Below are 12,710 nucleotides of genomic sequence, written 5' to 3'. Positions count from 1 at the left end.
CGGATGCGGCGGCGGACGGCCGGGTGGGGAGACGGCGCGCCGCGGGGCGCGCCTGTGCAGACGGCGTCGCCGCGCGGGGATGCTACTTGCCGTCGAGCGAGAGCTCGTCGGGCAGCTCGAAGTCGCGGCGCGACAGCTCCTCGATGTTCACGTCCTTGAACGTGAGCACGCGCACCGACTTCACGAAGCGATCCGAGCGGTAGATGTCCCAGACCCAGACGTCCTTCATCGTGATCTCGAAGTAGAAGTCGGTCTCGGTGTCGTGACGGACGACGTCGACCTCGTTCGCGAGGTAGAAGCGGCGCTCGGTCTCGATCACGAACTGGAACTGCGAGACCACGTCGCGGTACTCGCGGAACAGAGCCAGCTCGAGCTCGCGGTCGTAATCCTCGAAGACATCGTCATCCATGGTCCTCCCATCCTAGGCGTCCGGGATGCCGCGTCGCGCCGCTCGAGGACGGCTCAGAACAGGGCGGGCGCGTCGGCGATCGCCCACGACCGGCGGTGGTGCGCGCTCAGACCGTGCTCGCGGATCGCGGCACGGTGCGTCGCGCTCGCGTAGCCCTTGTTGCTGGCCCATTCGTAGACCGGGAGCTCGTCGTGGAGTCCGGTCATGAGGCCGTCGCGCGCGACCTTCGCGATGACCGATGCCGCAGCGAGCGACGCGCAGTCGCGGTCGCCCTTGACCACCGTGCGGATGTCGAGCCCCGCGCCGCGCACGGGCGAGATGTAGTCGTGGTTGCCGTCGAGGAGCACGACCCCGGCCGCGGGCGCGTAGCCCTGCTCCTCGAGCGACGCGAGCGCGCGGACGGCCGCGAGGCCCAGGGCGCGGATGATCCCGATCTCGTCGACCTCCGCGGCCGTCGCCCAGCCGAGCGCGCTGGCCCTGACCCACGCGGCCGCGCGGTCGGCGACGTCCGCGCGGCGTCCGGCGGGGACGAGCTTCGAGTCGCGCAGCCCCTCGGGAACCGTGCAGGCGACGGCCTCCGCGTCCACGACGGATGCCCCGATGGTCACGGGCCCGGCGAGGGCGCCGCGCCCGACCTCGTCGAGCGCGAAGACGAGCGGCGCCTCCGCGAGGAGCGCCCGCTCGTGCGCGATGGTCGGCGCGACGACGGTCATCCCGCGGCGCTCGCCTTCTCCTCCTCGGCCTCGTCCTCGCGGTCGGGGATGCCCCGGAACACCTCGTGGTGCCCGTCGACCGTCCCGAAGCGGTCGAGCGGCCAGGTGAGGAGGAACACCCGGCCCACGACGTTGTCGATCGGCACGAATCCGCCGCCGGGCTGGTCCGTGTGGAAGCGCGCATCGCGCGAGTTGTCGCGGTTGTCGCCGAGCACCCACAGGGCACCCTCCGGCACGACGACGTCGAACGGGTCGTTCGAGGCCTGGGTGTCGCCCTCGGGCAGCTTGAGGTATCCGAGCTCGTCGACCGGCACCCCGTTGACGGTGATCTGCCCCAGAGCGTTGCAGCACTCGACGTGATCGCCCGGCAGCCCGATGATGCGCTTCACGAGGTGGTCGTCCGAATCGCCGGCCGACAGCCCCACGAGGGTCAGGAGCCCGTCGACGGCCTCCATGAACGGCGACTGCTCGGGCGCCTTCGGCTGCGGATCGAGCCAGCCGCCCGGATCCTCGAACACGACGATGTCCCCGCGCTCGTAGCCCGTCCACAGCGGCGTGAGCTCGTCCACGAGGATGCGGTCGTCGATCTGGAGGGTGTCCTCCATCGACGCCGACGGGATGAAGAACGACCGGACGATGAACGTCTTGATGAGGAACGACACCACCAGCGCGACCACCACGATGACGGCGATGTCGCGCAGGAACATCAGGATGCCCCGTCCGCGCTGCTCCGGCTGCTCGGCGGTCGTGGTGTCGCTCGTCATGGGGTCCTTCGCGTCCGCGCCGCCGAGGTGACGGGGGCGTTCATCCAGAATCTCACATGAACGCAGACACCCCGTGCCGCGGGGCACGGGGTGTCTGCTCGGATCGCGTGAGATCAGGCGTTCTCGCGCTTCTCCTTGATCTTCGCCTTCTTGCCGCGCAGCTCGCGCAGGTAGTACAGCTTCGCGCGACGCACGTCACCGCGCGTGACGACCTCGATGTGGTCGATGACCGGCGAGTGCACGGGGAACGTGCGCTCCACGCCGACCTGGAAGCTGATCTTGCGGACCGTGAAGGTCTCGCGCACGCCCGAGCCCTGACGGCGGATGACGACGCCCTGGAACACCTGGATGCGCGAGCGGCTGCCCTCGACGATGTTCACGTGCACCTTGACGGTGTCACCGGGGCCGAACGCGGGGACGTCGGAGCGGAGCGAAGCCGCATCGACGGCGTCGAGAATGTGCATGACGGTTCTCTTCCTGCGGCCGCCTCAGGTCGACCGCCTTCGAAAATGGGGTATCGCACGTGCATGTGGGATCCCGTGGACCCTCGGCTCCCCTGCGGCAGAGCGCGAAACGGCCCGCGCCGACGGGCGCGGTCGTCACAGCACGACATCCCATTGTCTCACACCAGGACCCGCGCCACGATCCGCGGGTGCCGCCCCTCGCCGCGCATCGGGGAGAATGGAGGTTCGAGCGAGAGGACACACCCATGATCGAACTGCGCACCCCGGCCGAGATCGAGCAGATGCGGCCGGCTGGCCGGTTCGTCGCGGAGACCCTCGCGACCCTCCGCGAGGAGACGAAGGTCGGCACGAACCTCCTCGCGATCGACCGTCGCGCGCACGAGCTCATCCGCCGGGCAGGGGCCGAGTCGTGCTACATCGACTACCACCCGTCGTTCGGCGCGAGCCCGTTCGGCAAGGTCATCTGCACGTCGATCAACGACGCGGTCCTCCACGGGCTCCCGCACGACTACGCGCTGCGCGACGGCGACCTCGTCACGCTCGACTTCGCGGTCTCGATCGACGGCTGGGTCGCCGACTCCGCTGTCTCGTTCGTCGTCGGCACCCCGCGCGACGAGGACCTCGCCCTCATCGACACGACCGAGCGCGCGCTCGACGCGGCGATCGCCGCCGCGACGGTGGGCAATCGCGTGGGCGACATCTCCGCGGCCATCTCGCAGATCGCGCGTGCCGACGGCCTCTCGATCAACACCGACTTCGGCGGCCACGGCGTGGGCCGCATCATGCACGGCGACCCGCACATCCCGAACGACGGCCGCCCCGGGCGCGGCTTCCCGCTCAAGCCGGGTCTCGTCATCGCGATCGAGCCGTGGTTCCTGCAGAGCACCGACGAGCTCGTCACCGACCCGGATGGCTGGACGCTGCGCAGCGCGGACGGCTCGCGCGGCGCGCACAGCGAGCACACCATCGCGATCACGGAGGACGGCCCGATCGTCCTGACGGACCGCTCGCACCTCTGACGCCGTCCTCACATCCGCCGCTCAGGCGGTTGTGAGCGAAACGTTCGCTCGGGGAAACCCCGGGCCGCGCAGACGGGAAACACCGCGCTCCTACGTTCGTGTCACGACCTCGAAGTGACCCTCGAACGCAGGAGCCGCCATGACCGCCGTGGACCCCCTCCCCTCTCGCATCGTCGTCGTCGGCGCCGGGATGGTGGCGCATCGCTTCGTCGAGAGCCTCCTCAGCCGCACGACGGACCCCTGGCACGTGACCGTGCTCGGCGAGGAGCGCCGGCTGCCCTACGACCGGGTCGGCCTCACATCGTTCTTCTCGGGAGCCACCCCCGACGACCTGACCCTCGACCCCGGCGTCTTCGATGACGATCGGGTCGAGCTCCTCCCCGGAGAGCCGGTCATCCGCATCAACCGCGCTGAGCGCACCGTCACGACCGCCGCGCGCCGCGACATCCCCTATGACACGCTCGTCCTCGCGACGGGCTCCTACGCCGCGAAGGTCGCCGTCGACGGCTCCGACCTCCCCGGCTGCTTCGTCTACCGGACGATCGACGACGTGCAGCGCATGCGCGACTTCGTCGCCGCGCGGTCGGCGCAGCTGGGCAGGCCGCTCGTCGGCAAGGTGATCGGCGGCGGGCTCCTCGGGCTCGAGGCGGCAGGAGCGCTCCAGGGTCTCGACGTCGCGTGCACGGTCGTTCAGTCGTCCGACCGCCTCATGTCGGCCCAGCTCGATCTCGCCGGCGGCAACGCGCTGCGGCGCCTCATCGAGGCGCGCGGGATCGAGGTGCTGACCCAGGCCCGCACGACCCGCCTGGACCCCGACCGCTCGGGCAACGTCGCGGGGCTCGAGTTCCAGGACGGCTCCTACGTCGGCGCCGACATCGTCGTGTTCACGGTGGGCGTCCGCCCGCGCGACGAGCTCGCCCGTGCCGCCGGGCTCCCCGCGGACCCACGCGGCGGGGTCGTCATCGACGACCGCTGCCGCACGGCCGACCCGTCGATCCTCGCGATCGGCGAGGTCGCGAGCTTCGACGGCCAGTGCATCGGCCTCGTCGCACCCGGGTACGCCATGGCCGAGGTCGCGGCGACGCGGCTGCTGGGCGGCGACGCGACCTTCCCCGGCTTCGACGACTCCACCAAGCTCAAGCTCTCGGGCGTCGACGTCGCGAGCTTCGGCGACGCGTTCGCGCGCACGCCGGGCGCTCTCGACGTCAGCTACGCCGACCCGGTGGCCGGCGTGTACAAGAAACTCGTGCTGTCGGACGACGCCAAGACCCTGCTCGGCGGCATCCTCGTCGGCGACGCGTCGGCATACGGCTCGCTGCGCCCGCTTCTGGGCAGCGCGCTGGGCGCCGACCCCGTCGCCTACCTCATGCCCGAGGGCGGAGTCGAGGCTCCCGGCGGCGACCTCCCGGACGAGGCGATCATCTGCTCGTGCTCGAGCGTCACGGCGGGGCGCATCCGCTCGGCCGTGCACGACGACGGCTGCACCGACGCTGGCGAGGTGAAGGCGTGCACGAAGGCGGGGGCCACGTGCGGCTCGTGTCTCACCACGGTGAAGAAGATCGTCGGCCAGGAGCTCGCGAAGATGGGGCAGACCGTCTCGAACGCGCTCTGTGAGCACTTCGACATGTCCCGGCGGCAGCTCTTCGACGCCGTCCGCGTCTCGGGTCTCGACACGTTCTCCGCCGTCATCGAGCGCTTCGGGCGGGGGCGCGGCTGCGACATCTGCAAGCCCGCTCTCGCGAGCATCCTGTCCGTCCTCGTCGGCCGCCACGTGCTCGACGGCGAGAACGCGACGCTGCAGGACACGAACGACCACGTCATGGCCAATATGCAGAAGGACGGCACCTACTCGGTCGTCCCGCGGATGCCCGGCGGCGAGGTCACGCCGGAGGGCCTCATCGCGGTCGGAGAGATCGCGCGCGACTTCGGCCTGTACACGAAGATCACGGGCGGGCAGCGCGTGGACATGTTCGGCGCGCGGCTCGAGCAGCTGCCCGCCATCTGGGCACGGCTGATCGACGCCGGGTTCGAGTCGGGCCACGCCTACGGCAAGTCGCTGCGCACGGTGAAGTCGTGCGTCGGATCGACCTGGTGCCGGTACGGCGTCCTCGACTCGGTCGGCATGGCGGTGCAGCTCGAGCTGCGCTACCGCGGCCTGCGCGCCCCGCACAAGCTCAAGCTCGGCGTCTCGGGATGCGCGCGCGAGTGCGCAGAGGCCCGCGGCAAGGACGTCGGCGTGATCGCGACCGAGACGGGATGGAACATGTACGTGGGCGGCAACGGCGGCTTCACCCCGCGCCACGCGCAGCTCCTCGCCGAGGGCCTCAGCGACGCCGAGCTGCTCACGGCCATCGACCGCTTCTTCATGTACTACATCCGCACGGCCGACCGGCTGCAGCGCACGGCGCCGTGGTTCGAGGAGCTCGAGGGCGGCATCGAGGGCCTCCGGGAGGTCATCTTCGAGGACAGCCTCGGCATCTGCGCCGACCTCGACGCGGCGATGGCGGCGCACATCGACAACTACGAGGACGAGTGGGCGGCCACGCTCCGCGACCCCGAGAAGCTCAAGCGCTTCCAGTCCTTCGTGAACGCCCCCGACACCCCCGATCCCTCGATCGCGTTCGTGCCGGAACGCGGTCAGATCCGCCCCGCCAGCCCCGAGGAGCGCGCCGCCGGCGGCGTCCTCATCGCCGGCACGACCCTGGAGGTGCGTCGATGACGCTCACGCAGACCGATCCCGCGACGGCCCCCGTCGCCCGCTCCTGGGTGCGCGTGTGCGCCGTCTCCGACCTCGAGGTCGAGCGCGGCCGCGCCGCGCTCATCGGCGACACGCAGATCGCCCTGTTCCTCCTGCCCGGCGGCGCCATCCACGCCGTGTCGAACCTGGACCCGTACAGCGACGCGCACGTCATGTCTCGCGGTATCGTCGGCACAAGGCGTTTCGTCGAGACCGGACAGGACGTCGAGTCGGGGCAGGACACCCCCACCGTCGCGTCCCCGATGTACAAGCAGGTGTTCGACCTCCGGACGGGGGCGTGCCTCGACACGCAGGGCAAGGATCCCCGCTCGCTGCGGGTCTGGCCCGTGTCGCAGCAGGGCGACGACGTCTACATCCGATGGGAGTGAGCCGATGACCACGATGCTCGGCGTCTCGCTGTCCGGTCGCGACGTGCTCCTCGTCGGCGGCGGCGCGGTCACGGCGCGGCGGCTCCAGCGCTTCCTCGACGACGGCGCCCTGCCGCGTGTCGTCGCCCCCGACCTCTCGCCCGCGGTCCGCGACCTCGTGGAGGCTCACGGCGTGCCCTGGGCGCCGCGGCGGTTCCGCCGCGAGGACCTCGACGGAGCGTGGCTCGTGCACACGGCGACGGGCGACCTGCAGGTCGACCTGCGCGTGGCCGCGCTCTGCGAGGCGCAGCGCGTCCTGTGCGTCAACGCATCGGATGGCGCGCACGGCACCGCGCGGATCGCCGCCGACACGCGCTCGGGCGACGTGGTCGTCGGCGTGATGTCCGACGCCGGGGTCGACCCGGGTCGCGCGGCGCGCCTCCGCGACGCGATCGAGCGGCTCCTCGTCTCGGGACGCCTCCCGCTGCGCCGACGCCGCGGCGGCGCGGCCGGCCGCGTCGACCTCGTCGGAGGGGGCCCGGGCCCCGTCGACCTCATGACCGTGCGGGCGCGGCGGCTCCTCGCCGAGGCCGACGTCGTCGTCGCCGACCGGCTCGGCCCGGCGGATGCGCTGCTGCCCGAGCTCGACCCCGACGTGCTCGTCATCGATGTGGGGAAGCGCCCCGGCCACCATCCCGTGCCGCAGGACGAGATCAACCGGCTCCTCGTGGCGCATGCGCAGGCAGGGCGCCGCGTGGTCCGGCTGAAGGGCGGCGACCCGTTCGTCTTCGGCCGCGGCGGCGAGGAGCTCGCCGCCTGCCTCGCGGCCGGCGTGCCGGTCGAGGTGGTCCCCGGGCCGACGAGCGCCGTCTCCGTGCCGCAGGCGGCCGGCATCCCGGTCACGCACCGCGGAACCGCCGCGTCCGTGCACATCGTGAACGGCCAGGGCGAGATCGCCGACACGACGCTCGCCGCGCTCTCCGATGCCGCTGTCACGACGGTCTTCCTCATGGGCGTCGCGGCGCTCCCGCGCATCGTCGCGGCGGCGCTCGCGCACGGCGTGCCGGAGGACCGCCCGGTGGCGATCGTCGAGAGCGGGCACACCCCGCAGCAGCGCACGACACGCACGACCCTTGCCGCCGCGGTCGCCGATGCACGCGCCGCGGGGGTCCGCAACCCGGCCGTGATCGTCATCGGAGACGTCGCGCGCGCATCCCTCCTCCTCCCCGAACCCGAGCTGGCAGGTGACACCACCACGTGACCGCACGTCCTCCCCTCTCCGCAGCCCTCGACGGCTGCACCGTCGTCATCGCCGTCGACCGTCGCGCGGGCGAGCTCGCCGCCGCGCTCGAGCGCCACGGAGCGCAGGTGCGCCAGGCGCCCGCGGTGACGATCGTCTCCCACATCGACGACGAGGCGCTCGTCGACGCGACGCGCGCGCTCATCGCCAACCCGCCCGACATCGTCGTCGCCACGACCGGAGTCGGCTTCCGCGGCTGGATGGAGGCCGCCTTCGAGGCGGATCTCGCCGACGAGCTCGCGGCCGCCCTCTCACGCGCGCAGATCGTCGCGCGCGGCCCGAAGGCGCGCGGCGCGATCCAGCAGGCGGGCTTCACCGCGGACTGGGTCGCGGAGTCCGAGACGTCCGCGGAGCTCGGCGAGTACCTCGTGACGCAGGGCGTCGAGGGGCGCAGGATCGCCGTGCAGCACCATGGATCGGGCGCCGACGGCCTCGACGAGCTGTTCGAGAGCCACGGCGCCGACGTCGTCAGCCTCACCGTGTACCGATGGGGCCCGCCACCCGACCCCCAGGTCGTGCTGCGGTCGGTCATCCAGGCCGGCGACGGCGAGGTCGACGCCGTGCTCTTCACGTCCGCGCCGGGCGCGGCCGAGTGGGTGGCCGCGGCCTCCGCGGCGCACGCGCTCGAGGACATCCGCGACCGCGCAGCCCAGGGTCGGCTCCTCCTCGCCGCCGTGGGACCGATCACGGCCGGCCCCCTGCAGGACGCGCGGCTCCACCCCGTCGTCGCCGAGCGGGGTCGGCTCGGCTCCCTCGTGCGCACGGTCGTCGCCTACTTCGGCGCGGGCGGTGCCCCGCACGCGCAGACGAGCGCCGGCCGCTTCGAGCTGCGCAGCGGCGGCGCCGTGATCGAGGGGCGCTTCGTGCCGCTCTCGCGCACGGGCATCGACGTGCTCGACATGCTGTTCCGCGCGCGCGGCGCGGTCGTCACGCGCGCCGAGCTGCAGCACGCCCTCCCGCGCTCGAGCCAGAACTCGCATGCGGTCGAGATGGCCGTGGCGCGCCTGCGCGAGGCGCTCGGGGTGCCGGATGTCATCAAGACGGTGGTCAAGCGCGGCTATCGTCTCAACGTGGAGGACCAGGAATGACGACGCTCATCGCGTGCTCGCACGGCACCCGCTTCGAGGAGGGCCGCGAGGCCGTGCGGGCGCTCGTCGACGAGGTGCGCACGCTCCTGCCGGATGTGCGCGTCGAGCAGGCGTTCGTCGACGTCGAGGAGCCCGAGGTCGGCGACGTCGTCGCCCGGGTGGCAGCCGACGGGCCCGCCGTCGTCGTCCCGCTCCTCCTCTCGACCGGGTTCCACACCGAGGTCGACATCGCGCGCGCCGTGGCGCCGTTCCCGCACGTGGTCAAGGCCCCGGCGCTCGGGCCCCACGACCTGCTCGCGCTCGTCCTCGAGGCCCGACTCGACGAGGCCGACGCGCCAGAGGCCGGCCGACGCGAGGGCGATCACGTCGTGCTCGCGGCGGCGGGATCGACCAACCCGGCGTCCGTCGCCGATGTCGAGGGGGTCGCCGCGCGCCTGCGTCGCGTGCTGCCCGTCCCCGTGACGATCGGGTACGCGGCGGGGGCCGATCCGCGCATCCCCGACGCCGTCGAGGCCGCCCGCGCGGCCGGCGCCGCGCGCGTCATCGCGGCGAGCTACGTCCTCGCGCCCGGCTTCTTCGCGAACCTCGTGCGCCAGGCCGGCGCCGACGTCGTGACCGCGCCGCTCGGCGCGGACCGCCGCGTCGCGGCCATCGTGGCGGAGCGGTACCGCGACGCGCTCGCGCTCCTCCCCGCGGCATGACCGCGGCCATCCTCCTCGCGGGCGGGCGGGCGTCCCGGCTCGGCGGCGTCGACAAGCCCCTGCTCGAGGTCGATGGGCGCTCCCTCCTCGCCCGCGCGCTCGACGCCGCTGCGAGCTGCGCGCCGGTCGTCGTCGTGGGCCCTCCGCGCCCGGGAGTCGAGGGCGTCCTCTGGGTGCGCGAGGAGCCGGAGTACGGCGGCCCCGTCGCCGCGGTGGCCGCCGCGCTGCCGCATGTCGACGCCGAGAGCGTGCTCGTGCTCGCCACCGACCTCCCTCGCGTCGAGGAGGCGGTCCGAGTGCTCGACGACGCGGCGGCGCTCCTGCCCCCGGGCGACGGCGTGTGCCTCGCCGACGAGAGCGGGCGTCCGCAGTGGCTCGTGGGCCGCTACCGCACGCGCGCGCTGCGCGAGCGCGCCGAGCGCATCCCCGTCGCCGGTGCGTCGTTCCGCGAGCTCATCGCCGAGCTCTCGATCTCGGTCGTCCGCGCGCATGAGGGAGTGGTCGCCGACGTCGACACCTGGCAGGATCTGGAGCGGGCACGCGGCGAAGGGCGGCACCATGACCGAGACCACTGACCGGACCCTCCCTCCGGAGGCACTCGACACCTGGGTCGACGCCGTGTGCGAGCGGCTCGACCTGCCGCGCGAGGAGGTCTCGATCGCGCTCGTCCTCGACCTCGCGCGCGATGTGGCCCACGACGTCGCGCGGCCGGCCGCGCCCGTGAGCGCCTTCCTCGCGGGCCTCGCGGCAGGACGGCGCGGCGGATCCGCCGACGAGGCGGAGGCTGCCGTGCGCCTCGTCGCGGCTCTCGCCGCGCAGTGGCGCGACGGCGCGGCTCGGTAGGGCCGCCTCGCGGCGCTACTCGCCCGCGCGGAGCTCGTCCGGCAGGAGGTCGGGGCGGACGCGGCGCGTCCGCTCGATGCTCTGCTCCCTGCGCCAGGCGTCGACCGCACCGTGGTTCCCGCTCAGCAGCACGGGCGGCACCTCGAGGCCGCGCCAGACGGCGGGCTTCGTGTAGATCGGGTACTCGAGCAGCCCGATCTCGTGCGACTCCTCCACGAGGCTCTCCGGGTTGCCGACGACCCCCGGCACGAGCCGCGCGACGGCCTCGATCATCGCCATCGCGGCGACCTCGCCCCCGTTGAGGACGTAGTCGCCGAGGCTCACGAGCCGCACGCGACCGCGCTCGGCGTAGTGGTCGATGACCCGCTGGTCGATCCCCTCGTAGCGCCCGCACGCGAAGACGAGCTGGCGCTCGTCGGCGAGCTCGCGCGCGACGGCCTGCGTGAACCGCTCCCCCGCGGGCGACGGGACGATGAGCACCGCGTCGTCGCCGAGCACGTCGTCGAGCATCTCGCCCCACGGCTCGGGCTTCATGACCATGCCGGCCCCGCCGCCGTACGGCGTGTCGTCGACCGTGCGGTGCCGGTCGTGCGTCGCATCGCGCAGATCGTGGACGCGCAGGTCGAGCAGCCCGCGATCGCGCGCCTTGCCGATGAGGGAGACGTCGAGCACATCGAAGAACGCCGGGAAGATCGTGACGATGTCGATGCGCATCCCCCCAGTCTAGGAGCGCCGGAGCCGTGTTTCCGGCATGTCACACGACGGTCATCGCGGCCGGGCGCGGCGCGTGACGGGACGGTGATGCGTCCGTCACCGCCTCCCCCGCACGCGGAAACATGCGCCCCCTAGCGTCGGAGGCGCATCCCTTTCCGCTGTCGGACCTCTCATCAGGAGACGCCATGGCCACGCCAACGAGCACCACCCCCGAGAGCACCACCCTCCCCTCATCCGCCTCGTCTCTCGTCGTCCGCCCCGGCCGCTGGGTCGACGGCTGGGACGCCGAGGATCCGGCGTTCTGGCAGAGCACCGGCCGGCGCATCGCGCGGCGCAACCTCGGATGGTCGATCTTCGCCGAGTTCCTCGGCTTCATCGTCTGGCAGCTCTGGAGCATCGTCGTCGTGATGCTGCCGAGCGCCGGGTTCGCGCTCGCGAGCGGCGAGCAGTTCTGGCTCATCTCCCTGCCGAGCCTCGTCGGCGCGACGCTGCGCTTCCCGTACACCTTCGCGGTCGCGCGCTTCGGCGGCCGCAACTGGACGATCGTGTCGGCGGGGCTCCTGCTCGTCCCGACGATCCTGCTCGGGATCGTCGTCCAGAACCCGGACACCCCGTTCGGCGTGCTGCTCCTCGTCGCCGCGCTCGCGGGCGTCGGCGGCGGCAACTTCGCGAGCTCGATGGCGAACATCACCTACTTCTTCCCCCAGCGGGAGAAGGGCTGGGCGCTCGGCCTGAACGCCGCGGGCGGAAACATCGGCACGTCGGTCGCGCAGCTGCTCGTCCCGATCGTCGTGACGCTCGGCGCGGCCGGCACGCTGAACATCCAGCTCGCCGGATGGATGTGGGTTCCGCTCATCCTTGTCGCGATGTGGGGCGCATGGCGCTTCATGGACAACCTCTCGACGGCGAAGGCCGACGTCGCGGGCGCGGCCGCCGCGCTCCGCGAGCCGCACCTGTGGCTCATGGCACTCCTCTACATCGGCACGTTCGGCTCGTTCATCGGCTTCGCGAGCGTGTTCCCCAAGCTCATCGCCGATCAGTTCCCCGCGTTCTCGACCTTCCAGGTCGGCTCGGCGTCGCTCACGCTCGCCTTCCTCGGAGCGCTCGTCGGATCGGTCGCCCGCCCGTACGGCGGCCGGCTCGCCGACCGCATCGGCGGCGCGCGGATGACCATCGCCGCGTTCGCGCTCATGATCGCCGCCACGCTCGCGCTCATCCTCACCCTCCCCCTCGGGAGCTTCTGGATCTTCCTCGCGTGCTTCCTCGTGCTGTTCCTCGCGACGGGCATCGGCAACGGCGCGACGTACCGGATGATCCCGAGCATCTTCGCCGCGCGCGGCGCGGCCACGGCCGGAGAGGCGCACTCGGTCGGCACCCAGCGCAAGGCCTCGGCGGCGCTCGGGCTCATCTCGGCGATCGGCGCCTACGGCGGCTTCGTCATCCCTCAGGTGCTCAACGCCTCGCAGGCCGCGACGGGCGGCTACACGCTCGCCTTCTGGGGCTTCATCGCCCTCTATGCCGTGTTGCTCGCGATCACGGCGCTCGTGTACGCCGTGCCGCGCGCGTCGCTCGCGCGTCACCGCATCTGAG

Annotated in this window: 14 protein-coding genes; 9 read left to right on the top strand and 5 right to left on the bottom strand. The window is 72.5% G+C overall.

Going from position 1 to position 12,710, the window contains the following annotated elements; genetic code table 11:
• Window positions 1-82: 82 nt before the first annotated feature.
• From M1D46_RS10160 to rplS, 4 genes are all read right to left on the bottom strand, one after another.
• Window positions 83-409: a DUF2469 family protein gene (locus M1D46_RS10160; RefSeq protein ID WP_271171735.1), complete on the bottom strand. Its 327-nt coding sequence runs from the start codon at window positions 407-409 to the stop codon at window positions 83-85.
• A gap of 53 nt (window positions 410-462) precedes the next feature.
• Window positions 463-1,122: a ribonuclease HII gene (locus M1D46_RS10155; protein ID WP_455969606.1), complete on the bottom strand. Its 660-nt coding sequence runs from the start codon at window positions 1,120-1,122 to the stop codon at window positions 463-465.
• On the bottom strand, window positions 1,119-1,886 hold the full coding sequence (lepB, locus tag M1D46_RS10150) for a signal peptidase I (protein ID WP_271171733.1): 768 nt from the start codon (window positions 1,884-1,886) through the stop codon (window positions 1,119-1,121). Before lepB ends, M1D46_RS10155 begins: the two co-directional genes overlap by 4 nt.
• A 113-nt stretch (window positions 1,887-1,999) precedes the next feature.
• A complete protein-coding gene (rplS, locus tag M1D46_RS10145; RefSeq protein WP_271171732.1) occupies window positions 2,000-2,350 on the bottom strand; it encodes a 50S ribosomal protein L19 in 351 nt (116 codons plus the stop codon).
• A 245-nt stretch (window positions 2,351-2,595) separates the two neighbouring features.
• On the opposite strand from rplS, the gene map reads away from it, so the two are divergent.
• The 8 genes from map (at window position 2,596) to M1D46_RS10105 (ending at window position 10,406) form a co-directional block, all read left to right on the top strand.
• A complete protein-coding gene (map, locus tag M1D46_RS10140; protein ID WP_271171731.1) occupies window positions 2,596-3,369 on the top strand; it encodes a type I methionyl aminopeptidase in 774 nt (257 codons plus the stop codon).
• A gap of 139 nt (window positions 3,370-3,508) precedes the next feature.
• On the top strand, window positions 3,509-6,088 hold the full coding sequence (gene nirB, locus M1D46_RS10135) for a nitrite reductase large subunit NirB (protein WP_324011410.1): 2,580 nt from the start codon (window positions 3,509-3,511) through the stop codon (window positions 6,086-6,088).
• Complete coding sequence (gene nirD / locus M1D46_RS10130) at window positions 6,085-6,495, top strand: nitrite reductase small subunit NirD (protein ID WP_271171729.1); 411 nt, start codon at window positions 6,085-6,087, stop codon at window positions 6,493-6,495. The genes nirB and nirD overlap by 4 nt, the downstream gene beginning before the upstream one ends.
• Window positions 6,496-6,499: 4 nt before the next feature.
• Window positions 6,500-7,735 carry a uroporphyrinogen-III C-methyltransferase gene (gene cobA, locus M1D46_RS10125; RefSeq protein ID WP_271171728.1) on the top strand — a complete coding sequence of 412 codons (1,236 nt, stop codon included), beginning with the start codon at window positions 6,500-6,502 and terminating at the stop codon, window positions 7,733-7,735.
• Entirely contained in the window at window positions 7,732-8,862 is a 1,131-nt protein-coding gene (locus M1D46_RS10120; RefSeq protein WP_456285472.1) for a uroporphyrinogen-III synthase, read from the top strand. The genes cobA and M1D46_RS10120 overlap by 4 nt, the downstream gene beginning before the upstream one ends.
• Window positions 8,859-9,563 (top strand): sirohydrochlorin chelatase, encoded by a 705-nt coding sequence (locus M1D46_RS10115; protein WP_282977632.1) that lies wholly within the window; start codon window positions 8,859-8,861, stop codon window positions 9,561-9,563. Before M1D46_RS10120 ends, M1D46_RS10115 begins: the two co-directional genes overlap by 4 nt.
• The gene (gene mobA / locus M1D46_RS10110) at window positions 9,560-10,138 is read left to right on the top strand and encodes a molybdenum cofactor guanylyltransferase (protein WP_456285471.1); all 579 of its coding nucleotides are present in this window, start codon (window positions 9,560-9,562) and stop codon (window positions 10,136-10,138) included. Before M1D46_RS10115 ends, mobA begins: the two co-directional genes overlap by 4 nt.
• Complete coding sequence (locus M1D46_RS10105; protein WP_271171724.1) at window positions 10,122-10,406, top strand: DUF6457 domain-containing protein; 285 nt, start codon at window positions 10,122-10,124, stop codon at window positions 10,404-10,406. Before mobA ends, M1D46_RS10105 begins: the two co-directional genes overlap by 17 nt.
• Before the next feature lie 15 nt (window positions 10,407-10,421).
• Here the strand turns inward: M1D46_RS10105 and trmD are convergent, their stop codons facing one another.
• Window positions 10,422-11,120, bottom strand: a complete 699-nt coding sequence (gene trmD, locus M1D46_RS10100; RefSeq protein WP_271171723.1) for a tRNA (guanosine(37)-N1)-methyltransferase TrmD — start codon at window positions 11,118-11,120, stop codon at window positions 10,422-10,424.
• Window positions 11,121-11,305: 185 nt separating this feature from the next.
• On the opposite strand from trmD, the gene M1D46_RS10095 reads away from it, so the two are divergent.
• Entirely contained in the window at window positions 11,306-12,709 is a 1,404-nt protein-coding gene (locus tag M1D46_RS10095; protein WP_456285470.1) for an MFS transporter, read from the top strand.
• Window position 12,710: the final 1 nt, after the last annotated feature.

Source organism: Microbacterium sp. JZ70 (assembly GCF_053903225.1).
The sequence above is the reverse complement of the archived record's forward strand: the minus strand, read 5'-3'. Positions and strand labels throughout refer to the sequence as shown.